Source organism: Pseudomonas pudica, assembly GCF_015680405.1.
In the GTDB taxonomy this organism is placed as follows: Bacteria; Pseudomonadota; Gammaproteobacteria; order Pseudomonadales; family Pseudomonadaceae; genus Aquipseudomonas; species Aquipseudomonas pudica.
Genome location: NZ_JADLJS010000009.1, coordinates 130,711 through 153,206, shown reverse-complemented (window position 1 = coordinate 153,206; position 22,496 = coordinate 130,711). Strand labels below are relative to the sequence as shown.

The 22,496-nt window shown below is 63.4% G+C and carries 22 protein-coding genes; 10 read left to right on the top strand and 12 right to left on the bottom strand.

The window, feature by feature from the left end; genetic code table 11:
* Positions 1-75: 75 nt before the first annotated feature.
* Genes ttdB through IRZ77_RS09880 form a run of 3 tightly spaced genes read right to left on the bottom strand, consistent with a single transcriptional unit; the run spans position 76 to position 2,972 of the window.
* Positions 76-684, bottom strand: a complete 609-nt coding sequence (gene ttdB / locus IRZ77_RS09890) for a L(+)-tartrate dehydratase subunit beta (protein WP_013972066.1) — start codon at positions 682-684, stop codon at positions 76-78.
* The gene (ttdA, locus tag IRZ77_RS09885; RefSeq protein ID WP_080958421.1) at positions 681-1,580 is read right to left on the bottom strand and encodes a L(+)-tartrate dehydratase subunit alpha; all 900 of its coding nucleotides are present in this window, start codon (positions 1,578-1,580) and stop codon (positions 681-683) included. Before ttdA ends, ttdB begins: the two co-directional genes overlap by 4 nt.
* Positions 1,581-1,634: 54 nt before the next feature.
* Positions 1,635-2,972, bottom strand: a complete 1,338-nt coding sequence (locus IRZ77_RS09880) for a dicarboxylate/amino acid:cation symporter (RefSeq protein WP_135002155.1) — start codon at positions 2,970-2,972, stop codon at positions 1,635-1,637.
* A 195-nt stretch (positions 2,973-3,167) separates the two neighbouring features.
* Between IRZ77_RS09880 and IRZ77_RS09875 the strand changes: the two genes are divergently transcribed.
* A complete protein-coding gene (locus tag IRZ77_RS09875; RefSeq protein WP_046613996.1) occupies positions 3,168-4,079 on the top strand; it encodes a LysR substrate-binding domain-containing protein in 912 nt (303 codons plus the stop codon).
* 61 nt (positions 4,080-4,140) lie between these two features.
* On the opposite strand, the gene IRZ77_RS09870 is transcribed toward IRZ77_RS09875, so the two are convergent.
* From IRZ77_RS09870 to IRZ77_RS09845, 6 genes are all read right to left on the bottom strand, one after another.
* Positions 4,141-5,046: a MurR/RpiR family transcriptional regulator gene (locus tag IRZ77_RS09870; RefSeq protein WP_135002156.1), complete on the bottom strand. Its 906-nt coding sequence runs from the start codon at positions 5,044-5,046 to the stop codon at positions 4,141-4,143.
* A 79-nt stretch (positions 5,047-5,125) separates the two neighbouring features.
* The gene (locus IRZ77_RS09865; RefSeq protein ID WP_196173440.1) at positions 5,126-5,890 is read right to left on the bottom strand and encodes an ABC transporter ATP-binding protein; all 765 of its coding nucleotides are present in this window, start codon (positions 5,888-5,890) and stop codon (positions 5,126-5,128) included.
* Between the two features lie 19 nt (positions 5,891-5,909).
* A complete protein-coding gene (locus IRZ77_RS09860; RefSeq protein WP_046613993.1) occupies positions 5,910-7,022 on the bottom strand; it encodes a succinylglutamate desuccinylase/aspartoacylase family protein in 1,113 nt (370 codons plus the stop codon).
* 9 nt (positions 7,023-7,031) lie between these two features.
* Positions 7,032-7,730 (bottom strand): ABC transporter permease, encoded by a 699-nt coding sequence (locus tag IRZ77_RS09855; RefSeq protein WP_196173439.1) that lies wholly within the window; start codon positions 7,728-7,730, stop codon positions 7,032-7,034.
* Between the two features lie 13 nt (positions 7,731-7,743).
* A complete protein-coding gene (locus IRZ77_RS09850; protein ID WP_085601335.1) occupies positions 7,744-8,433 on the bottom strand; it encodes an ABC transporter permease in 690 nt (229 codons plus the stop codon).
* 24 nt (positions 8,434-8,457) lie between these two features.
* The gene (locus IRZ77_RS09845) at positions 8,458-9,234 is read right to left on the bottom strand and encodes an ABC transporter substrate-binding protein (protein ID WP_046613990.1); all 777 of its coding nucleotides are present in this window, start codon (positions 9,232-9,234) and stop codon (positions 8,458-8,460) included.
* Between the two features lie 284 nt (positions 9,235-9,518).
* Here IRZ77_RS09845 and IRZ77_RS09840 point away from each other — a divergent pair, with 284 nt between their 5' ends.
* A complete protein-coding gene (locus IRZ77_RS09840; RefSeq protein WP_196173438.1) occupies positions 9,519-10,004 on the top strand; it encodes an isochorismatase family protein in 486 nt (161 codons plus the stop codon).
* A 184-nt stretch (positions 10,005-10,188) separates the two neighbouring features.
* Here the strand turns inward: IRZ77_RS09840 and catA are convergent, their stop codons facing one another.
* Positions 10,189-11,088, bottom strand: a complete 900-nt coding sequence (catA, locus tag IRZ77_RS09835) for a catechol 1,2-dioxygenase (protein ID WP_085601337.1) — start codon at positions 11,086-11,088, stop codon at positions 10,189-10,191.
* A 165-nt stretch (positions 11,089-11,253) separates the two neighbouring features.
* On the bottom strand, positions 11,254-12,957 hold the full coding sequence (locus IRZ77_RS09830) for a sigma-54-dependent Fis family transcriptional regulator (RefSeq protein ID WP_108480586.1): 1,704 nt from the start codon (positions 12,955-12,957) through the stop codon (positions 11,254-11,256).
* A 373-nt stretch (positions 12,958-13,330) separates the two neighbouring features.
* On the opposite strand from IRZ77_RS09830, the gene IRZ77_RS09825 reads away from it, so the two are divergent.
* The 7 genes from IRZ77_RS09825 to IRZ77_RS09795 all read left to right on the top strand — a co-directional run bounded on the left by IRZ77_RS09825 (position 13,331) and on the right by IRZ77_RS09795 (position 18,925).
* Positions 13,331-13,588: a phenol hydroxylase subunit gene (locus tag IRZ77_RS09825; protein ID WP_063913725.1), complete on the top strand. Its 258-nt coding sequence runs from the start codon at positions 13,331-13,333 to the stop codon at positions 13,586-13,588.
* Positions 13,589-13,643: 55 nt separating this feature from the next.
* On the top strand, positions 13,644-14,639 hold the full coding sequence (locus IRZ77_RS09820) for an aromatic/alkene monooxygenase hydroxylase subunit beta (protein ID WP_196173437.1): 996 nt from the start codon (positions 13,644-13,646) through the stop codon (positions 14,637-14,639).
* A complete protein-coding gene (locus IRZ77_RS09815; protein WP_019097310.1) occupies positions 14,636-14,905 on the top strand; it encodes an MmoB/DmpM family protein in 270 nt (89 codons plus the stop codon). The genes IRZ77_RS09820 and IRZ77_RS09815 overlap by 4 nt, the downstream gene beginning before the upstream one ends.
* Before the next feature lie 30 nt (positions 14,906-14,935).
* On the top strand, positions 14,936-16,450 hold the full coding sequence (locus tag IRZ77_RS09810) for an aromatic/alkene/methane monooxygenase hydroxylase/oxygenase subunit alpha (protein ID WP_063913723.1): 1,515 nt from the start codon (positions 14,936-14,938) through the stop codon (positions 16,448-16,450).
* 65 nt (positions 16,451-16,515) lie between these two features.
* A complete protein-coding gene (locus IRZ77_RS09805; protein ID WP_108480584.1) occupies positions 16,516-16,875 on the top strand; it encodes a phenol hydroxylase subunit P4 in 360 nt (119 codons plus the stop codon).
* An 11-nt stretch (positions 16,876-16,886) separates the two neighbouring features.
* The gene (locus IRZ77_RS09800; RefSeq protein WP_108480583.1) at positions 16,887-17,948 is read left to right on the top strand and encodes an NADH:ubiquinone reductase (Na(+)-transporting) subunit F; all 1,062 of its coding nucleotides are present in this window, start codon (positions 16,887-16,889) and stop codon (positions 17,946-17,948) included.
* 77 nt (positions 17,949-18,025) lie between these two features.
* Positions 18,026-18,925 carry a SphA family protein gene (locus tag IRZ77_RS09795; protein ID WP_085601343.1) on the top strand — a complete coding sequence of 300 codons (900 nt, stop codon included), beginning with the start codon at positions 18,026-18,028 and terminating at the stop codon, positions 18,923-18,925.
* Between the two features lie 174 nt (positions 18,926-19,099).
* Here IRZ77_RS09795 and IRZ77_RS09790 read toward each other — a convergent pair whose 3' ends face one another.
* Positions 19,100-19,798, bottom strand: a complete 699-nt coding sequence (locus IRZ77_RS09790; protein ID WP_013972071.1) for a pirin family protein — start codon at positions 19,796-19,798, stop codon at positions 19,100-19,102.
* Positions 19,799-19,973: 175 nt separating this feature from the next.
* Here IRZ77_RS09790 and IRZ77_RS09785 point away from each other — a divergent pair, with 175 nt between their 5' ends.
* Positions 19,974-22,490 (top strand): UvrD-helicase domain-containing protein, encoded by a 2,517-nt coding sequence (locus IRZ77_RS09785; RefSeq protein ID WP_196173436.1) that lies wholly within the window; start codon positions 19,974-19,976, stop codon positions 22,488-22,490.
* Positions 22,491-22,496: the final 6 nt, after the last annotated feature.

Sequence of the window (22,496 nt, the reverse complement as noted above, 5' to 3'; positions counted from 1 at the left end):
GCTCCTACAGGAGATCCCCTGTAGGAGCGGCCTTGTGTCGCGATGGGCCGCAAAGCGGCCCCATGTCGCACGCAGTTACTTGATGAACCGCACCTGGCTGTTGATCTTCTCGATCACCGCCCCCTTGCGTTCGTTGAACCGGGCCTTGTTCTGCTCGAACAGGTTGTTGCCCTTGGTGTCGATGGAGATGATCAGCGGGCCGAACTCGCGCACGCGGTTAACCCACAGCGTCTCCGGCATGCCCAGGTCCTGCCATTCCGCCCGCTCGATCTCTTCCACCTGGGTCGCTGCCAGCACCGCGCAACCGCCCGGGAACACTGCATGCACTGCCATGTTCTCAAGGCAACCGGTCGTGGTTTCCGGGCCCATGCCGCCCTTGCCGACGATCAGCTTGACGCCGGTCTGCTCGATGAACTGCTTCTCGAACTTTTCCATGCGCATGCTGGTGGTCGGGCCAATGGAGACCATCTCGAAGCTGCCATCGTCCTTCTTCCTGACGATGGGGCCCGCGTGGAAAATCGCGCCGCCACGCAAGTCGACCGGCAGCTCGCGGCCCAGCTCGATGAGCCGGCGGTGGGCAACGTCACGGCAGGTCACCAGTTGGCCGGTGAGGTAGACCACATCGCCCACGTTGAGGTTGGCCAGGTCTTCGTCGCTGATAGGTGTGCTCAGGATCTTTTTCACAGTACTACCCCTTCGTGCGAGAGGATGTCGTAGGACAGGTCGGCGTTGATGCGGATCTTGCCGCGGCGGTGCGCCCAGCAGCCGGTGGACACCGCCACACCGATGGTGGACGGGTGGCGGGCCGAAGACTCGATGTTCACGCCCATCACGCTGCTGTTGCCGGTAAGGCCCTGCGGGCCGATGCCGATTTCGTTGAGGCCTTCCTCCAGCAACTTTTCCATCATCGCCGCGCTTTCGTTGGGGTGGCTGGAGTCCACTTCGCGCAGGATGGCCTTCTTCGACAGGCGTGCCGCTGTCTCCACCGAGGTCGATACCCCTACACCCACCAGCAGTGGCGGGCAGGCATTGACACCGCGCGAGGTGATGACATCGAAGACGAACTCGGTCACCCCTTCATAGCCTTGCCCCGGCATCAGTACCTTGGCCGAGCCCGGCAGGGTGCAGCCACCGCCGGCCATGTACACGTCGATGATGGCGTAGTCGGCATCGGGGATGATTTCCCAGTCCAGCCACGGGATTTTCGAGCCAGTGTTGGTGCCGGTGTTCTTCTCGATGAAGGTTTCCACCGCATTGTGACGCAGCGGCCCCTGGATGGTGGCTTCCCTGGTGGCGTTCTCGAGGATGCCTTCCATCTCGCCCAGCAGCGGGAAGCGCGCGCCTGCCGAGACGAAGTACTGGATGACGCCGGTGTCCTGGCAACTGGGCCGGTTGAGCTTGTCGGCGTATTCCTGGTTGTCGGCCATCGAGTCGTACACGGCGATGGCCAGCGGGTTGGTTTCGGCGGCGCGCAACTTGGCGGTCTTTTCCTTGACGTCGCGGGGCAGGCGCTTGCCGATATAAGCGGTGAACTTGGCCATCACGTCGGTAAGCGATGACACGGCTGTTTCTTTGTCCATGATTATTTCCTCACTGCATCACAAGGCGGGTTCTTTTTGCTGATTTTCGAAAGGTCAGGGTGCGGGTGTGCCGGCCTCCATGCGTGCGAGGGCAGGGTGCGGCGCAGCGGCTTCGCGTTCGGGGTCGGCCGGCAGCTGGCCGTCCAGGGCCTGGGCCATGCGCTGCTTGTCCAGCGCACCCACCCAGCTGGCGATGGCCACGGTGCCGACCGCGTTGCCGATGGTGTTGGTGATGGCCCGGGCTTCGGACATGAAGCGGTCCACGCCCAGCAGCAGGACCATGCCGGCGACCGGGATGTTGTCCATGGTCGCCAGGGTCGCGGCCAGGGTGATGAAGCCCGAGCCGGTTACGCCTGCAGAGCCTTTGGAGGTGAGCAGCAGCACACCCAGCACGATCAATTGGTCCATCAGGGTCAACGGTGTGTTGGTGGCCTGGGCGATGAAGATGGCGGCCATGGTGTAGTAGATGCACTGGCCGTCCGGGTTGAAGGTAAGGCCCGAAGGGATCACCAGGCCGACCACAGGCTTGGACACGCCAGCCTTTTCCAGCTTGTTCATCAGTTGCGGCACCACCGACTCGGATGAGCTGGTACCCAGTACCGTGAACAGTTCTTCCTTGAGGTACTTGAGGAACTTCCACAGGTTGAAGCCGCACAGCCGGGCAATGGCGCCCAGCACCACCACCACGAACAGGAAGCAGGTCAGGTACATGGTCGCCATCAGCTTGCCCAGCGAAACGATCGAGCCCAGCCCGTACTTGCCCACGGTGAAGGCCATGGCCCCGCAGGCGGCCAGCGGTGCCACGCGCATGATCATGCCGACGATGAAGAACATGCCGTGGGAGAACGCTTCAAGCACATCCACCATTGGCTTGCCGCGCGGGCCCAGGTGGGAGAGGGCGATGCCGAACAGGGTGCTGAACAGCAGGATCGGCAGGATCTCGTTCTTGGCGAAGGCATCGGTCACGCTGCCGGGTATCACGTGCAGCAGGAAGTCGATGAAGCCGCCGCTGTTGCCGGCTGCCGCGGCGGTGTAAGTGGAGATGCTCTTGGCATCCAGGGTGGCAGGGTCGACGTTCATGCCCTGGCCGGGCTGCACGATGTTGACCACCACCAGGCCCAGTACCAGGGCAAAGGTGGACAGCACTTCGAAGTAGATCAGCGCGCGCACGCCGACACGGCCGAGTTCCTTCATGTTTTCCATCTTGGCGATGCCCAGCACCACCGTGGCGAAGATGATCGGGGCGAAGACCATCTTGATCAGTTTGATGAAGGCATCACCAATGGGCTTCAGGTCAGCGCCAACCTGTGGCCAGAACACCCCGATCAGCACCCCGAGGGTTACGCCGATCAATACCTGTACGTAGAGCTTGCCGAACAATCGCTTGGCCATTGCCGTCTCCGAATTATTGTTGTGAGTCGGATTTATCTGGCGGCCGGGCTGCTCGTGAGGGTGCAGGTCACACCTGGCCTTGGCGGCCGAAGAGCCCAGCTTTGTTGTGGTTAATCACGCAGGGCAAAAGGTAATGGTTTTTCAAAAATGCTGTAATACAATGAAATTCAACTCATTATTTCCCTCAGGTTAATTATGAATCCGGTATCGGAGCTGGCGTTCTTCACCCAACTGATCAGGGTGGGAAGCCTGGCGGGCACTGCTCGCGAACTGAACCTGACCCCGCCAGCTGTCTCCAAGCGCCTGGCGCAGCTGGAACAGCGCCTGGGCGTGCGCCTGCTAAACCGCACCACACGCAGCATCAGCCTTACCGCCGAGGGCGAGACTTACCTGGTGAATGCCAAGCGTATACTGGGCGAGATCGAGGAAATGGAGCGGCAGGTGTCCAGCAGCCGCGCCGAGCCCAAGGGCTTGCTGCGGGTCAATGCGCCGCTGGGCTTTGGCCGAACTCACGTGGGGCCGGCGGTGTCATCGTTTGCCAAGCGCTACCCCGAGGTGGAGGTGCAATTGCACCTGACCGACCGCCCCATTGCCCTGCCGAACGACGCCATAGACGTGGGCATCCGCTTTGGCGAGTTGCCCGACTCACGGCTGATCGCCCGCAAGATCGCGGCCAACCGCCGGCGATTGTGCGCGTCGCCCGGTTACCTGGAGGCCCACGGTACCCCTGAGGCGCCGAAGGACCTGGCCAGCCACAACTGCATCGTGTTGCGCCAGAACGACGCCGCGTTCGGTATCTGGCGGCTCAGCCGCGGCAAGCAGAGCGAGTCAGTGAAGGTGCATGGCAGCCTCAGCACCAACGATGGCGAGGTCGCCCTGAACTGGGCGCTGGACGGGCAGGGTATCCTGCTAAGGGCCGAGTGGAACCTGGCCGACCACCTGCGCAGCGGGCGCCTGGTGGAAGTGTTGGGCGATTACCAGACGCCGCCTGCGGACATTTATGCGGTGTACCTGGAGCGCCTCAACCTGTCGGCCAAGGTGTCGTGCTTCGTCGAGCACCTGAGGGCGTTCTTCCGCCAGGGCGACAGCCGGGCGGCGTGGCAGTAAGGCCGTGTCAGGAAGTTGGCAAGCACTGCAATTGCCCAGCCGGCCTCCGATCATGCAGTGACTACTTTCTTGAAGCCTTGCCGCTGGGCACATGCAGATAGGACATCACGCTTTCTGTCAATTCTGTCGCCAGCTTCACCGCTTCCTTGTTGCGCGCCATGACGCCGGCTACCAGCCCTTCTATCAGTGCCAGCACGGCAATGTTGGAGCTGGTAAGCACCGGATGATCGGCGGGCGCGAACAACACATGGTGAGCGATGGCTGTAAGGGGGGAAGCGGGCGAATCGGTAATCGCCAGCACCGTGGCATTGCGCTCGCGGGCAAAGCGCGACAGCTGGAGGGTGTCCTGGGAGTAGCGGGGCAGGGTAATCGCCAGCAGCACGTCCTGCTCGGTGATGGCAGCCAGACGGTAGGCGGCATTCTCGTTGCCACCCTCCATGCTGATGGCACATGTGTCCTTACAGAACGGTACCAGCGTCGAGGCCGCGAGGCCGGCCATGTAGACACTGTTGCCGAAACCCAGCACGTAGACTTTGCGTGCCGCGATCAGGTTGCTGACGAAGACTTCGAACGCATCGGCCTGGTTGTTGCTGGCGGCAGTGGCCAGGTTGCTGCTGGCGCTCTGGATCTGCTCATGCAGCCCAAAATCGCCACCGGGCCGCTGGGCCAGCTCATTGCGCAGTTTGTCCACGGGCGAGACCATTTGCTGCAAGGTCGTCACCAGCTCGGCTTTCATGCCGCTGTAGCCGCCCAGTTGCAGGGCCTTGGCCAGGCGATTGACGGCCGCTGGCGAAGTGCCCGTGGCTTGGGCCATGTCTTCGATCGTCAGGGTCGCTGCCTTCAGCGGGTGACGCAGGATGTAATCGGCAACCTTGCGCAGCGAAGGCGGCAGGTCGGTCAGGCTCTCCGACAACTTGCGCATGACTGGCGAGGCGTACACGGTGGTGTTTTTCGAATTGCTCGGCATGCGGCTCAACACTCCCTGAATGAGTGCCGTAGTGTATCCCAAGGCTTCCCCGGCAGCAGCCGGGGGCGCTTGTCGAGGCTTACTTGAGGCTGCCAGCAAGGAATTGCTGCAAGCGTTCGGACTGCGGACGAACGAGTACCTCGCGCGGATCGCCACGCTCCAGGGCCAGCCCCTGATGCAGGAACATGACCTGGTTGGAGACCTCGCGAGCGAAGCCCATTTCATGGGTGACCACCACCATGGTCCGGCCCTCCTGGGCCAGCTCCTGCATGACCTTCAGCACCTCGCCGACCAGTTCCGGGTCGAGCGCCGAGGTCGGTTCATCGAACAGCATCACCTCCGGCTCCATGGCCAGGGCCCGGGCGATCGCCACGCGCTGCTGTTCGCCACCGGACATGTGTGCAGGGTAGGTGTCACTGCGATGGCTGACGCCGACCTTGTGCAGGTAGTACTCGGCTTTGTCACGGGCGTCCTTGCGGCTCATGCCCAGCACATGCACCGGGGCTTCCATGACGTTCTCCAGGGCGCTCATGTGTGACCAGAGATTGAAATGCTGAAAGACCATGCTCAGCCGCGAGCGCAGGCGCTGCAGTTGGCTCGGGTCAGCTGCCCGCAGCCCGGCGCGTGGGCAGGTGCGCAACTTCAGGCGTTCGCCATTGACCATGATCTGCCCGGCATTGGGTTGCTCTAGCAGATTGATACAGCGCAGGAAGGTGCTTTTGCCCGAGCCGCTGGAGCCGATGATGCTGATCACGTCGCCTGCCTTGGCCTGCAGCGAGACGCCCTTGAGTACCTGGTGGTTGCCGTAGCTTTTGTGCAGGTCCTGAATTTCCAGTTTGTTCATCGATGGGTACTCGTTGGTATCAGTCGCTGAGCAAGCGACCATGGCGAATGGGCAGGCTGCCAGCGACTTTCGCCAGCCAGAGGCCCGGTTGGGCGAAGCGAAGGCGTTCGCGGGCATAGAGAATGCCGTCGGTTGTGGCCCTGACTACGCTGTGGCGGTCACTGAGCGGGTCGATGACTTCGAACAGTGGGTCCCCGGTTCTAACCTGGGCACCCAGAGGTTGCAGATAGCTGACTACGCCGGGGTGTTCGGCATAGGCGTACTGGGCGCCGGCAAACGGCGTGGCCTGGCAGCAATGGGTCGGTGCCTCCGGCCATGGGCCGCTGACCAAGCCCTGGTCGGCCAGGTAGGCAAGAATGTGCTCTGCGTCGGCTTGGCAACGTTCTCGCTCGGTATCGGCCATGCCGCGCAGCTCGATGGTGGTGGCGATACAGGCCAACGGGATGTTTGCCTGCGTAAAATGCTCGGCCAGCTTCACCCATGGCAGCGCACAGGCTTCGTCGAACGCATTGCCGCCAGCATCCTCGGCCAGCAATGCAGCTTCAGCAGCCAGGCGTGCCGCCAGCGAGCGCAAACGGGGCCAGTTTTGCGGCAGTGCATACAGCAGCATCACCGATTCGAAATCACAGTGCAGGTCCAGCACCACATCGGCGTCGCACGCATGCTGCAGAAGCAGGCGACGAAGGCCTTCGAGCTCCGATGGCGCAGCAGGCAAGTCGTGGAGGATGTCGAGCATGGTGCGGCGAATGATGGCCACGTTGGCCTCGCCATCCTTGCCTAGGCGGCCCTCCAGGCGCCTGATAAGCGCTTCGGTCAGTGCCGGAAAATCGCGGTTGAAGTTCTTGCCGCTGCTGAACTCGAAACGGCCTTGATGGGTGGCCTGTAACATCTGGCCGATACCGATCGGGTTGGCCAGTGGCACCAGTTCTATCACGCCCGTGAGTCGGCCCTGGGCTTCCAGCTCGGTCAGACGGGCCTTCAATGCCACCGCCACGCGCATGCCGGGCAGTTCGTCAGCGTGCAGAGAGGCCTGAATATATGCTTTGCGCGGGCCGTTGCCGAAGCGGAAGAGGCGCAGAGTGCGCTGGGTACCGCAGGCACTCCAGGGCAGGATATGGTCGATTTGCTGCATGGATGCTCCTCAGTGCTTGCGTGGGGCCAGGTACGTCAGCCAGCGGCGCTCGGCCAGCTTGAAGAGGCGAACCAGCAGGAACGTCAGGCCCAGGTAGATCAGCCCCGCAGTAATGAATGCCTCGAACGGAAGGTAGTAACGAGCGTTGAAGGTTTTTGCCGCGCCTGTGATATCGACCAGGGTGACGATCGAAGCCAGGCTGGTTGTCTGTAGCATCATCAGCACTTCGTTGCTGTACTGCGGCAGCGATCGACGCAGGGCCGACGGCAGCAGGATGCGCCGGTACAAGGCCAGGCGCGACATGCCCATGGCACGTGCGGCTTCAACTTCGCCGTGCGGCGTGGCCCGCAGGCTGCCGGCCAGCAACTCGGCGCTGTAGGCGCTGGTGTTGAGGGCGAACGCCAGGCAGGTGCAGAAGGTTGCGCTGGACAGGTACGGCCAGAGCGGGCTCTGACGCACCAGTTCGAACTGAGCCAGGCCGTAATACACCAGAAACAACTGCACCAGCATCGGTGTGCCACGAATGACATAGGTGTAGAGCCAGGCCGGGTAGCGCAGCAGGCAGGAGTGCGAAACGCGCATCAGTGCCAGTGGGATAGCCAGTGCCAGGCCGCAGGCCAGGGAAATCAGCAGCACCTTCAGGGTCAGCGCAATGCCGTTCAGGTACAGCGGCAGGTTCTGCCAGATAAGTGGGTAGTCGAGCATCATGCAAACCTTCCCTTCATAGGTCGGCGGCTTTGAAGCCGAACGAATAACGCTTTTCCACGCTGCGCAGCAGGACCAGCGACAGGCTGGTCAGCAGCAGGTAGAGCCCAGCCACGGTGAGGAAGAACGTGAACGGTTCATGGGTGGCATCGGCTGCGTTCTTGGCCTTGAACATCATGTCCTGCAGGCCGATCACGGAAATCAGTGCAGTCGACTTGATCAATACCAGCCAGTTGTTGGTGAAACCCGGCAGGGCCAGGCGCACCAGCTGCGGCACGCTGATCCGCCAGAACACCTGGAGGCTGCCCATGCCAAAAGCGGCCCCCGCTTCGGCCTGGCCCTTGGGAATGGCGAGAAACGCCCCGCGAAAGGTCTCCGAAAGATAGGCACCGAAAATGAAACCCATGGTGCAGACTCCGGCGATGAACGGGTTGATGTCGATGTACTGCTCGTAGCCCAGTGCCAGCGCAAGACGGTTGATCAGGTCCTGTCCGCCATAGAACACCAGCAGAATCAGGACCAGGTCAGGAATACCGCGCACTGCCGTGGTGTAGATCTCGCCCAGGGCTGCCAACCATCGCAGTGGTGACAGCCGGCAGGCGGCGCCGACCAGGCCGAGGCTGATGGCCAGGGCCATCGCCATCAGGGCCAGGCTGATGCTTAAACACGCGCCATCGAGAATGCTCGATCCGTAGCCGTGAAGCATGATGAAAGTCCTCGTCAGCCGGGGTCATTGGCCGTAGATATCGAACGGGAAGTACTTGCTCTGCACTTGCTGGTAGGTCCCGTTGGCGCGAATGGCCGCAATGGCGGCGTTGAAGCGCGCCAGGTTGGCGCTGTCCCCCTTGCGCACGGCAATTCCCGCACCCCGACCGAAGTAGCGGGGGTCGTTTATATCCGGACCGACAAGCGCAAAACCTTGGCCGGCGGGCGTCTTGATGAAGCTCTCTTCGGTATTGACGATGTCGGCGAGGGTGGCATCCAGCCGCCCCGCGGCCAGGTCGAGGAAAGCTTCGTTCTGCGAGGCGTAGCGCACGACCTCGACACCTGCACTCTCCAGCTGCTCGGTAGCGAAGCGGTCATAGGTGGAGGCGCGCTGCACGCCGAGTTTCTTGCCCTTGAGGTCCTGCATCGGGTCGCTGATCTGGCTGCCGGACTTCATCGCGAACTTGCCCGGGGTGTGGTAGTACTTGTCGGTAAAGTCGACGGACTTGAGCCGGTCTTCAGTAATCGACATTGACGACAGCACGGCATCAATCTTGCGCACCTTCAACGACGGGATCATCCCGTCGAACTCCTGGATCACCCACTGACACTTGACTTGCATCTGCGCGCACAGGGCGTTGCCGATGTCGTAGTCAAAGCCGGCGAGTTCGCCTTCGGGGGTGCGGTAGGAGAAGGGCGGATACGCCACTTCGATCCCGATGCGCAGGCTGCCTTCGTCAGCCTGGGAAAGTGCGCTGCAGGCACAGAGTGCCAATGCGCCTAGAAGTCCGGTCTTGTTCATATTCTTGACTCCGGTGGATAGGGCGGTATCAGCCTGGGCCCATTGTGGGGCTCGGTTCGGCAGGAAGAAAAATGACACGTTTAATTTCACAAATCAATATTAATGAAAATATATGTGTCAGTTCGGTGGCTGCCGGTCATCCGGCGTGCGCGGAGGTGGGTGAGAAGATGGCTGCTTCGTGAGGCGTGGGGTTGGCCAGGCGTATCGTGTCCTGGCTCGCTGGGCGACCACGGCACTTGCATCACGCTATACTCCGCGCCTTTTGCCAGCACCGGAATCCGCCCATGCGCCAGGTTTTGCTCATCGTCGATGTCCAGTCCACCTTCAGCCCGCCCGAGTGGCTGGTCGATGGGCTGCGCCGTTTGTCGGCGAACATCCCCACCATCGCCTCGGTCGAGTTGCACGACGAACAGGTCACGCCGTTCGAGCGCCAGCTTGCCTGGCACCCGGCGGCCGAGGACGAGAGCCTGGTCGAGGCCGACCAGGTGTTCGTCAAGCATGGCTACGGGCAGAGTGCAGAGGCCATCGAGTACATTCGGCAACTGGGCGTGGAGAGAGTGCTGGTATGTGGGCTGCAGACCGAAACCTGCGTGCTGGCCGCGGGTTTTGCCCTGTTCGACGCGGGGCTGATGCCCACCCTGGTCACGGACATGACAGTAGGATCTTCGCTGGACAGGTCGGGCAAGCTGGGCATCGACCTTTGGAAGCATCACTTCCGCCAGGTCACCACCTCGGCCGAGGTGTTCGCTGAACTGGCCGCACGAGGCTAGTGCATGTCGTCATCATGCGGGGTAGCTTTAGCCGCGAAGAATCCAACGCGGAGCATGGCACCGGCTGCGCCGGTGTTCGCGGCTGAAGCCGCTCCCACAGAGTCCCTGCCAATTCAATGAGTCGTGTGCAGTTCTGCGGGAGCGGCCTTTGTCGCGAAAGGGCTGCATGGCAGCCCCGGCAATCTCAAGCTGTTTGCATGGCCCGCGGCCGCTGGCTGCGTTGCTCGTCATCCGCATGCGCTGCCGGCTGCAGACAGAAGTCGAACACCACCCGCGCCACGCCGCCCTCGAGCCGTTCCACCTCGCCCACCAACCCGTCGCGGGTAGCATGGGCAAAGTCATCCCACAGGTACGCGTCACCCGCCAGGTTGATCTGTGTGGTCAGGTGCCGGTACCCCGGTGCACTGATGAAGAAGTGGATATGCGCAGGGCGCTGGCCATGCCGGCCCAACTGGTCCAGGCAGGCCTGGGTCGGGCCATCGGCCGGGCAGCCGTAGCCGCTCGGGACGATGCTGTAGGCGCGGTAGCGGCCTTGGGCGTCGGTGACAATGCGGCGGCGCAGGTTGTAGGCCGACTGGCCGGAATCGAAGTAGGAATAAAGGCCTTGGGTATTGGCGTGCCACACGTCGACGATAGCCCCGGCCAGCGGCTGGCCGGCCAGGTCCAGCACCTGGCCTTCAAGCAGCATCGGCTGGCCTGGGTCACGGCCGTCGTCCAGCCGCGCCTCGCCTTCGCACAGCGGCGCACCGGCCACGTACAGCGGACCTTCGATGGTGCGCGGGGTGCCGCCGGTATGCCCAGCCTGGCTGTCGCGGGCATCGCTGAGCAGGTCGAGGAAGTGCTCCAGGCCAAGGCCGGCCATCAGCAGTCCGGCTTCGTTGCGGCTGCCCAAGCGGTTGAGGTAGTCGACAGCGGTCCAGAATTCGTCGTCGCTGATCGCCAGGTCCTCGATCAGCTTCGCGCTGTCCTGCAGTATGCGCAGCACGATCTGCTTCAGGCGTGGGTTGCCCTGGTCGTTGCCAACGCCTGCCGCTTTCGCGAAGAAGGCTTGTACTTCGGGGGAATGGGAAATCGCTACTGTCATGGTTGCCTCACCGGTCGTTGTTGTTTTGCGGTGCAAGGCTCGAGGCAAATGCGATGCCATATTCATAACTGGTTGATATATAAAGAATTTTTATTTTTCACTCACCGGGTGCCGGCGCGCGCTCGATCATATGATCAATTCGCACCAGCACCATTGCGCAAATGCTCAAGGCTTGTCGGTCACGCTTTCGCCTGGGGCTTTCTTCAGCCGATAGGCCAGGGCCGGGCGGGTCATGCCGAGCAGGCGCGCGGCTTCCGAGACGTTCTGCCGGCAGCGCTGCATGGCTTCCTGCATCAGCGCTTCCTCGACGGCATCCAGGCTGGCGCCGCTGTCGAGAATCTGTGCCACCCAGCCGGGCGCGGCCTGGTCACTGGCCGCCACCAGCCGACCATCGCTGGCCAGGCCGATGCTGTCGGCGGCCGGTGGCGCATGCGGGAACAGTGCATCCAGGCCGATGCTCTGGTTTTCGTCGGTGATGATCACGCCGCGTTCCATGAGGTTTTCCAGCTCGCGGATGTTGCCCGGCCAGTCGTACTGCAGGCACACCTCCAAGGCCCGGTCGCTGAGGCCACGGGTTTTCTTGCCGTAGCTCTGGTGCAGGCGGCCGAGGAAGTGCTCGATCAGCAGCGGGATGTCTTCGCGGCGCTCGCGCAGCGCCGGGACATGCACCGGGAACACGTTCAGGCGGTAGAACAGGTCGGCGCGAAAACGCCCGTCCTTGACCGCCTGTTCGAGGTTTTCGTGGGTGGCGGCGATCACCCGTACATCCACCGGCCGCGTGCGGCTGTCACCCACCCGTTCCAACTCGCCCTCCTGCAGTACGCGCAACAGGCTGGCCTGCGCGCGCGGCGTGAGCTCGACGATTTCATCGAGGAACAGGGTGCCGCCGTTGGCCCGCTCGAAGCGGCCCATGCGCGCCTGCTGGGCGCCGGTGTAGGCACCTTTCTCGACGCCGAACAGCTCGGCCTCGATCAGGTCGGGCGGGATGGTCGCGCAGTTCAGCGCCACGAACGCCGCGCCGGCGCGCTCGCTGCGCAGGTGCAGGCTGCGGGCGATCACCTCCTTGCCGACCCCGGTTTCGCCCAGCAGCAGCACCGAGGCCTTGCCCGGGGCCACCTTGTCGGTCAGTGCGCAGCAGCGCCGGTACACCGCCGACTGGCCGATACCGTAGAACTGTCCCGACTCGTACTGCAGACGCTGGCGCAGGTTGGCCACCTGCACCTGCAGCGATTGCAGCTCGTCGATCACCGGGTCGCTCTGGAAGTAGCGCAGGAAAGTCTCGGCATCTTCCCACTGTTCCACCGGCTTGCCGATGATGCGGCATTCGCTGCCACCGCAGCCGCGGCAGCTGACTTCCTTGTAAAGCACCTGGCGACCGAGGAAGAACGAGCTGTAGCTGATCGCGTAACCCAGCAGCATCCAGCACACCGGCTGCTCGGAATGCAGGCCTTCGGACTGGCAGTTTTCCACCTCGAAGGAGTCCTGCCACTCGATGTCGGCGTAGAAGTGGCCGCTGTCCATGTCGATTTCCAGCTGTAGCGGGCGCACCTTGACCATGCCCTTGAGCGAGTGCAGCTGGGGGCCGATGAAGAACATCTCCACCGGGTTGCCGTTGGGGCGCAGCTTGCGCGCCAGTTCGGCGTCCTTCAAGCCCGACTGGTAGCCCAGGCGCAGGAAGAAGCCCTTGGCCCGCTCCACACCGAGCATTTCGATCAGCTCGCGGCGCATGCTGGCCATGGTCGCGGCCTGTACCAGCAGCATTCGCTGCTCGTCCAGCCAGATCTTGCCTTCGGTGCCGAGGAACCGCACCCGCTCGGTAAGGTCCTTCAGCGCCGGTGCAGGCTCCGGCGCCCTGTACTGGGTAATCATTCGCTTGCGCCCCTTGCTTGTAGTTGTATGGGGAGGTGGCGTGCGCCCCGCTCAGGCAAGGCGGGTACTGGGCGCGCCGGGACGACCGCGGCGCTGCAGGCAAGGCTCGGGTCGCTCTTTTACTAAACCGCCTGAAAGCGGCGCAAAAGTCAATCGCCGGTCTTGTTCGCCATTTGCTCGAAGCGCCCTGGCCCGATTGAGCAAATGATCAATCGGGCCGGCTGTGGCGCGTCGGCCGCACAGGCGGTGGTCAACCCATCCATGATTAAAAGATTATTAAAAACAATTGGTTATGTCTTGGCTTTGAGGTTTTTCAAGCGCCTGGCACAGCCGTTGCTCTAGTCCTTGGCACGTCCAACCGGAGCACCTGCGCATGACCCCAGCCACCACACCCTTCGAGCAGATGCCGCGTTACGTCCGCGTACGCAGCGAGCCGGACTCCACCTTTGTCGAGTTCGACTTTGCCATCGGTTACCCGGACCTGTTCGTCGAACTGGTCCTGCCGCGTACTGCCTTCGCCAGCTTCTGCGCCAGCAACCGGGTCCGCCACATGGACGCTGCGATGGCCGCCGCCGTCGATGCCGACATGCAGAAGTGGCGCTATGGCGAAAGCCGCGACGAGGACGAATGAAGCGCCGTTTGTCGGCACGTTGCATCCCCACAACAACAAGTACAGGACGCCTTGCATGAGTATCGAGATCAAGACGGCCACGGTCGAGCCGATCCGCCAGACCTTCAGCCATACCCGCCGCCGTTTCGGCGACAAGCCGGCCAGCCGCTACCAGGAAGCCAGTTTCGACATCGAAGCGGCCACCAACTTCCACTACCGCCCGCTGTGGCAGCCCGACAAGCTGCTCAACGACCCCAGCCGCACCGCGCTGCAGATGGCCGACTGGTACGCCGTCAGCGACCCGCGCCAGTACTACTACGGCACCTACGTGCAGGCCCGGGCGCGCATGCAGGAAAACGCCGAGCACAGCTTTGCCTTCTGTGAAAAGCGCGAGCTGCTGGCCAGCCTGCCGGCGGCAACCCGTGCCCTGGTCGCACGCCTGCTGCTGCCGCTGCGCCACGCCGAACTGGGCGCCAACATGAACAACAGCGGCATCGCCGCCGACGCCTTCGGCACCAGCGTCACCCAGATGCACATGTTCCAGGCCATGGACCGCCTGGCCATCGCCCAGTACCTGTCGCGCATCGGCCTGCTGCTGGAGGACGATGGCCTGGCACTGCTGGCCGAGGCCAAGCAGCGCTGGCTGGACGATCCGGCCTGGCAAGGGGTGCGGCGCTATGTCGAGGACAGTCTGGTGATACGCGACTGGTTCGAGCTGAGCCTGGCGCAGAACCTGGTCAGCGACGGCCTGGTGTACCCGTTGCTGTTCGAACACTTCGATGCGCAGCTGGTAGCCGCCGGGGCAGGGCAGCTGGGCATGCTCACCGAATTCATGCGCCTGTGGTTCGCCGAGAGCCAGCGCTGGGTAGATGCGCTGGTCAAGACCGCGGTCGCCGAGAGCCCGCACAACCGCCAACTGATCGAAGGTTGGGTCAGCCAATGGCGCGGACGAGCCGTGCAAGCGCTGCTGCCGCTGGCCGAGACCGGCCCCGGCCGCGACGCGCTGGATGCCTGCGACAGCGCCTTTGGCGCACGCCTGAAAAAGCTCGGCCTCAGTGGAGACGCCGCATGACTTCCCTCGTCTACATCGCCTTCCAGGACAACGACAGCGCCCGCTACATCGTCGAGGCCATCACCCAGGACAACCCCCACGCCCAGGTGCAGCACCAGCCGGCGATGATCCGCGTACAGGCCGAAGGGCGCCTGGAAATCCACCGTGCCACGGTGGAAGAAAAAATCGGCCGTGAATGGGACGTGCAGGAAATGCTGATCGACGTGATCACCCTGGGTGGCAACGTCGAGGAAGACGAAGACTGCTTCGCATTGCACTGGAACTGATCCGCACACGACAAGAACCCGGAGACCACCATGGCCGCCAAGCGCCTCAACCAGAAAGACAAGTACCGCTGCCTGACCCGAGACCTGGGCTGGGAGCCGAGCTACCAGAGCAAGGACGCCATCTACCCCTACGAGCGGTTCGAAGGTATCAAGATCACCGACTGGGACAAGTGGGAAGACCCGTTCCGCCTGACCATGGACGCCTACTGGAAATACCAGGCCGAAAAAGAGAAGAAGCTGTACGCCATCTTCGATGCCTTTGCCCAGAACAACGGCCACCAGAACATCTCCGACGCCCGTTACGTCAATGCCCTGAAGTTGTTCCTGAGCGGTGTCACGCCCCTGGAGTACCAGGCCTACCAAGGCTTTGCCCGGGTGGGCCGGCACTTTGGCGGCGCCGGTGCGCGGGTGGCCTGCCAGATGCAGGCCATCGACGAACTGCGCCACGTGCAGACCCAGGTGCACGCCATGAGCCACTACAACAAGCACTTCAACGGCCTGCATGACTTTGCCCACATGCACGACCGGGTGTGGTTCCTGTCGGTGCCCAAGTCGTTCTTCGAGGATGCGCGCACGGCTGGGCCGTTCGAGTTCCTCACTGCCATTTCGTTCTCGTTCGAGTACGTGCTGACCAACCTGCTGTTCGTGCCGTTCATGTCGGGCGCGGCGTTCAATGGCGACATGGCCACGGTCACCTTTGGCTTCTCGGCGCAGTCCGACGAGGCCAGGCACATGACCCTGGGCCTGGAGGTGATCAAGTTCCTGCTGGAACAGCACGAGGACAACGTGCCCATCGTGCAGCGCTGGATCGACAAGTGGTTCTGGCGTGGCTATCGGTTGCTGACCCTGGTCGGGATGATGATGGACTACATGCTGCCGAACAAGGTGATGTCCTGGGCCGAAGCCTGGGAGGTGTACTTCGAGCAGGCCGGCGGCGCGCTGTTCAAGGACCTGGAACGCTACGGCATTCGCCCGCCGAAGTATGTAGAGCAGACCACCATCGGCAAGGAACACATCAGCCACCAGGCCTGGTCGATCTTCTACCAATACAGCCAGGCCACCAACTTTCACACCTGGATCCCCACCGACGAGGAACTGGACTGGCTGTCGGCCAAGTACCCGGACACCTTCGACCGCTATTACCGGCCACGCTACGAGCACTGGCGCGAACTGCAAGCGCGCGGCGAGCGCTTCTACAACCCGACGCTGCCGATGCTGTGCCAGGTGTGCCAGATTCCGCTGGCCTTTACCGAGCCGGATGCGCCCACGCAGCTGAGCCACCGCAGCCTGGTGCATGAAGGCGAGCGTTACCACTTCTGCTCCGATGGCTGCTGCGACATCTTCGCCTTCGAACCGGAAAAGTACGTGCAGGCCTGGCTGCCGGTGCACCAGATCCTGCAGGGCAACTGCGGTGGCGGTGATGTCGAGGCAGTGGTGCGCGACTACTACAACATCGCCCCCGGGCAGGACAACTTCGAGTATCAGGGCTCACCCGAACAGCAGCGCTGGCAGGCCGTGCAGGGCACCGAGCGCCAGGCCGGCTGAGCCACTGAAGCGCCAGGGCGCCGTTGCTGCGCCCTGGTTCCGACAAGAACAAGAGGAACATTGCCATGCCCGTGACCGCCATCGGCACCTACACTGCCCAACCCCTGGACCGCCAGGCCAACTTCCACGGCGCCCAGCTGGTGTACCTGTGCTGGGAAAACCACTTGCTGTTCTGCGCACCCTTCACCCTGCCGGTGGACCCGGCGCAACCCTTCGCCGCCTTCATCGAGCAGGTAGTCAAGCCGGCCATTGCCCTGCACCCGGATGCCGCCCGGGTCGACTTTACCGTGGCGCGCTGGCGCCTGGACGAGCAGCCGTTCAGCCCTGACCTGGCCTGTGGCCTGGCCGCCAACGGTATCGCCCACAAAAGCCTGCTGCACCTGCATACCCCTGGCCTCGAAGGCCTGGGCGGCAGCCATAACTGAGGAATGCTGCCATGAGCTACCAAGTCACCATCGAACCAACCGGCGAACAGATTGAAGTGGAGGAGGGCCAGACTATCCTCGAGGCCGCCCTGCGCCAAGGCGTGTGGCTGCCGTTTGCCTGCGGCCACGGCACCTGTGCCACCTGCAAGTGTCAGGTGCTCGAAGGCGAAGTCGACCTGGGGGGGGCCTCGTCATTTGCGCTGATGGACATGGAGCGCGACGAGGGCAAGGTGCTGGCCTGTTGTGCCATCCCGCAGAGCGACCTGGTGATCGAAGCCGACATCGATGTCGACCCGGACTTCGCCGGCCTGCCGGTGCAGGACTACCGCGCCGTGGTCACCCGGCTTGTGGAATTGTCGCCGACCATCCGCGGTGTTCACCTCAAGCTCGACCGGCCGATGGCCTTCCAGGCCGGGCAGTACGTGAACCTGCTACTGCCGGGCATTGAAGGCACCCGGGCGTTCTCCCTGGCCAACCCGCCGCAGCAGGCCGACGAGTTGGAGCTGCATGTGCGCCTGGTGGAAGGCGGCGTGGCTACCGGGCACATCCACCGGCAGCTCAAGGTGGGCGACGCACTGGAGCTGTCCGGCCCTTACGGGCAGTTCTTCGTGCGCAGCTCGCAGCCGGGGGACCTGATTTTCATCGCTGGTGGTTCGGGGCTGTCCAGCCCGCAGTCGATGATCCTCGACCTGCTGGCGCGTGGCGACACCCGGCGCATCACCCTGTTCCAGGGCGCCCGCACCCGTGCCGAGCTGTACAACCGCGAGCTGTTCGAGGCGCTGGCTACCCGGCATGCCAATTTCAGCTACGTGCCGGCCCTCAGCCAGGCCGCCGAGGACGTGCAGTGGCAAGGTGTGCGCGGCTACGTGCACGACGCGGCCAGGCAGCATTTCGAGGGCCGTTTCAACGGCCACAAGGCCTACCTTTGCGGCCCGCCACCGATGATCGATGCGGCCATCACTTGCCTGATGCAGGGGCGCCTGTTCGAGCGCGACATCTTCATGGAGCGCTTCTACAGCGCCGCAGACGGTGCCGCCGACGGCCAGCGTTCGGCCCTGTTCAAGCGCATCTGAACCCTGTGCTGCCCGGCTCCCTGACCTGCGGGGGGCCTGCGTGCACCCGACCGATAACAACAACAAAGGTTGACCCGATGAACCCGACCCTAGCGAACCTGCTTCGCCTTGCCGTGTGCGCCTCGTTGTTTGGCGCTGCCAACCTGTCCCATGCCACCGAAGGGGGCGGCACCTCGTACCCGCTGGGTGCCGAAAACTACATGTCCGGCGCCATGCCGCCGCCGGGCTTCTATGGCCAGCTGTTCGTCAACCATTACGAAGCCGACAACCTGCGTGGCAACGACGGGCGCAAGCTGCCGGTGGACTTTCGCGTGCGCGCCAACGCCATCGTGCCGCGGCTGATCTGGGTGAGTGACTACACGGTGCTGGGCGCCAGCCTGGCGCTGCATGCGATCGTGCCGCTGGTGGACGTCAAGGTGTCGCTCAATGGTCAGTCGCAGCGCAACAGCGGCCTGGGCGACGTGATCTTCGGCCCGGCGCTGGGCTTTCACCACAGCGACAAGTTCCACAGCATCCTGGCTTTCGACATGATTGCCCCCACCGGCCGCTACGACAAGAATGACCTGGCCAATCCCGGGCGCAACTACTGGGTGTTCGAGCCGGTGTATGCGATGAGCTATGTCGACCCGGCCGGGCTCAATCTGGATGCCAAGGTGATGTACGACTTCAATCGCCGCAACCCGGCCACCGATTACCGCTCGGGCCAGGAATTTCATGTGGACTATGCCGTGGGTTGGGGGCTTGGGAATGGTTGGGTGCTGGGGGTAGGGGGGTATTACTACCGGCAGACGACAGACGACAATCAGGATGGCGAGCGCATCGACGACAACAAAGGGCGCAGCTTTGCCGTTGGCCCGTCAATCAAGTACAGCGGCAAGGATGGCTGGTTCGTGACGGCGAAATGGTCGAAGGAAACCGGAGTGCGCAACCGCGCACAGGGTGATGCCTACTGGTTGAAGCTGACCTTGCCCTTCTGAAAAGGGGCTGCTGTGCAGCCCATCGCCGCGGTTCGTGCCACGGCAAGCCAGCCCCCACAGGGACCATACAGGCCTTACATCAATTTTCAGGCCTGCATGGTTCCTGTGTTAGCTGGCTTGCCGGCGATGAGGCCAGCACAGGCAATACAAGGCAGCCTGAACTGGCCCGATCCATCAGGCCACATCCACCAGTACGATCTCGCTGTCCTCGATGGCGGTAACCCGCAGCACCTCCTCCTGCTCGATCGCCACGCCATCGCGCGCCTTGGCACGCAGCCCGTTGACCTCCACCAGCCCCTTGGCTGGCACCAGGTAACCCCGGCGAGCGGTATCGAAGCGGTACTCGGCAGTTTCACCGGCCCGCAGGGTGGCAGCCACCAACCGCGCATCGGTGCGGATCTGCAGGCTGTCCTCATCGCCCGCACGGCCGCTGGCCAGGGTTACGAAGCCTTCGCCACGCTCACCTTTGGGGAACGGCCGGGTACCCCATTGCGGTGCTTCGCCGGTGCGCTCCGGCACGATCCAGATCTGGAAAATACGCGTGTCGACGTCTTCCAGGTTGTACTCGCTATGCACGATGCCAGTGCCGGCGCTCATCACCTGCACGTCACCGGCTTCGGTACGGCCTTTGTTTCCCAGGCTGTCCTGGTGGCTGATAGCGCCTTCACGCACATAGGTGATGATTTCCATGTCGCGGTGCGGGTGCGGCGGGAAGCCGCTGCCGGCGGCGATCAGGTCGTCGTTCCACACCCGCAGGTTGCCCCAGTGCATGCGCGCCGGGTCGTAGTACTCGGCAAACGAGAAATGATGGTGGGCATCGAGCCAGCCGTGGTTGGCGTGGCCGAGGCTTTCGAACGGTCGCAGTTGCAGCATGGTCGTGCTCCTTGAATCAGTGGAATGAGGCCATGATGCGTCAAAGAAGCATCGAAAATAAGCGTAAATATCGGCTTAAAATAATCAGTAAAATAGATTTGTTGCCATGGCGTGTTTTATCCGTTTCATCGCCTAATCCACTGATTTGCATGCATTCGCTGGCGATTTTTTGTCGATGCGGCGAACATGCCCGCTGTTTTTGTTTTTCAACGGAGTGACCGTGGCCCACGAGCAACCCCAGGCCCCCGCCGACCTTGCCCCTCCTGCCCAGCTGCCCTGGTTTCGCCGCCTGGCGGCCCGCCTGCTGGGGCGTGGCCTGACCCGCTTGCAGGCCCAGCACCGCGACTCCTGGTTCCTCGGCCATGTCAGCGGCCAGCGCAGTGGCCATGCCGATGGCGTGCGTGAAGGGTACGAACGCGGGCGGGTGGAAGGTTACGAGGCCGGGCGCCAGGTTTTGGTGATCCGCGATACCCGGCCCGACACCGCCGCGGTGCCGGGCCGGGATGACAACCTGTTCGATGACTGGCGCCTGCCGCTGACTGCCGAGCTGAAAAAGCGCTTCAAGGCCGATGTCGCCCAGCGCCTGCCCGCCGAGGCGCAACCCAGTGCCGCCCAATGGAAGCTGATTTTCAGCGACACGCCATCCACCTGCGTGGTGGCAGGGGCCGGGGCGGGCAAGTCCACCTCGCTGGTGCTGCGCATCCTGCTGTTGCGCCACTACCTGGGCTACGAGCTGGATGCGATGACCGTGGTCACCTTCACCCGCGAGTCGCGCAAGGACTTCATCAAGCGCCTGCTGCAAGTGTTCGCCCTGTGGCAGATCAACCTGCAACCGCTGCAGGCCCGCGAGCTGGTGCGCACGTTCCATTCGCGCATCCTGCCGCTGGTGCGCAGCCTGCCGGGCTTTGGCCAGGTGCGCGCCTTCGAAACGCTGGGCAACGAGATGCCGGCCGGGCGTGAGGCCGAAGCCGAGAGCAACCCGTTCGACCTGCGCCTGAACGATGCCCAGCGCCAGCAGTTGAACCAGTGCTATAGCACCCTGCTGGGCGAGAGCCCGCGTTTTGCCGAGCTGGTCGGCCTGTTGCGCAGCGAAGCCCTGCAACTGAAGCCGCTGGACCCGAACAATCCCGAAGTGCAGAAGCGCGCCCAGGTAACACAACTGGCTGCCCAGCGCGACGAAGAACTGTGTGACGTGATCGAAGACCTGTGGTTCGCCGCCGGCGCCTGGCCGATCAAGGGCATCGAACCCTGCCGCGAGACCATCCAGATCCGTGGCAGCCGCTTCCATGTACATGGCCGCCTGGCCGGCCAGGGGCCTTTGCTCGTGCTCGGCTTCGACCCGGCGGAAAGCGCGCAGTATCAGCGCCCTGGTGCCAAGCTGACAGTGCGCGCCGAGTGGGCGGTCAAGCGCACCCTGTTGCAGGCCTTCTGCGACCAGCCGCTGATCTGGCTCGACAACTACGCCATGGCCCGGCGCCTGGCGGCTTCGCTGGCCGGTGATGCCGTGGCCGGCCCCGGTTTCGAATACAAGGTCAAGGGCGAGCTGGCCCCGGCGCCGCTGCTCGATGCCTTTGTCGGTGCGGCGAATTTCATCGAGAACCTCGGCCTGGAAGTGAATACTGCCGTGGCGGCGATGAGTTTCCCGTCCGGCGACAGCGATGCACTGTTCTTCGAGGCCCTGGCTCTGTACTGGAAGGCCCTCGAGGCGCACCTGCTGGACCAGTCGCCGCCAGTGATGAGCTACAACCGCATGTTCGCCTTGTTCGGCGAGAACAACCCGGAAAACCTGCAGCTGCTGCCCGACCCGTTGCTGCGGCCGCTGGCGCACCTGATGATCGACGAGTTCCAGGATGTGTCACCGCAGATTGTCAGCTGGCTGCGTGCCAGCCTCGCCGAGATCCGTCGTCGCGGGCCGGCGATGCACACCGGGCGCCATGCCCAGCACTCGTCACTGCTGTGCGTGGGCGATGACTGGCAGTCGATCTACGGCTGGCGTGGCAGTTCGCCCAAATACTTCATGGAGTTCACCAAGGCCTTCCCGTCGCCGGCCAACACCCGTGTGATGCTGGTCGACAACTACCGTTGCCAGCAGCAGGTTATCGACGCGGCCGAACACTTGGTCAAGGGCACCCCGGCGATTGCCGGAAAGAAAGCTCGGGCCAGCGGCCCGGCGGCCGAGCTGCCAGGTTCGCCGGTCAAGGTGTTCGACCGAGACGAAGCTGCCCTGGGTGAAACGCTGCTCGAGCACTACCAGCGTGGCGAGACAGTGATGATGCTGTACCGCAAGGGCAGCGACAGGGCGCTGATGAACGAGCACCTGCAAGGCGTGCTGCACGCCGAGGCGGCGTTGCCGACCGAGCAGCGCCGGCTGCGCCAGTTGACCTACCACAGTGCCAAGGGCTTGCAGGCCGATGCAGTGTTCATGCTGGGCGACTGCCAGTACTTGACCAGTTCGCCCTACAAGAACCAGGTGTATCGCCAGGCCGGGCTGGGCAAGGCCGGTGATGCCCAGCCGTTCGATACCGCACAGAAAGAAGAGGTGCAGCGCCTGGCCTATGTGGCGGTAACCCGCGCGGTCAGGCACTGCTATTGGCATGTGGAGGCGGCCAACGCAGAGGCGGCGGCAGCGCCGCGTGCGTCGAGCCAGGTGGATGGGCGGCAGGCCTTCTTCGAAGACCTGCGGGGTCATTGATCAGCG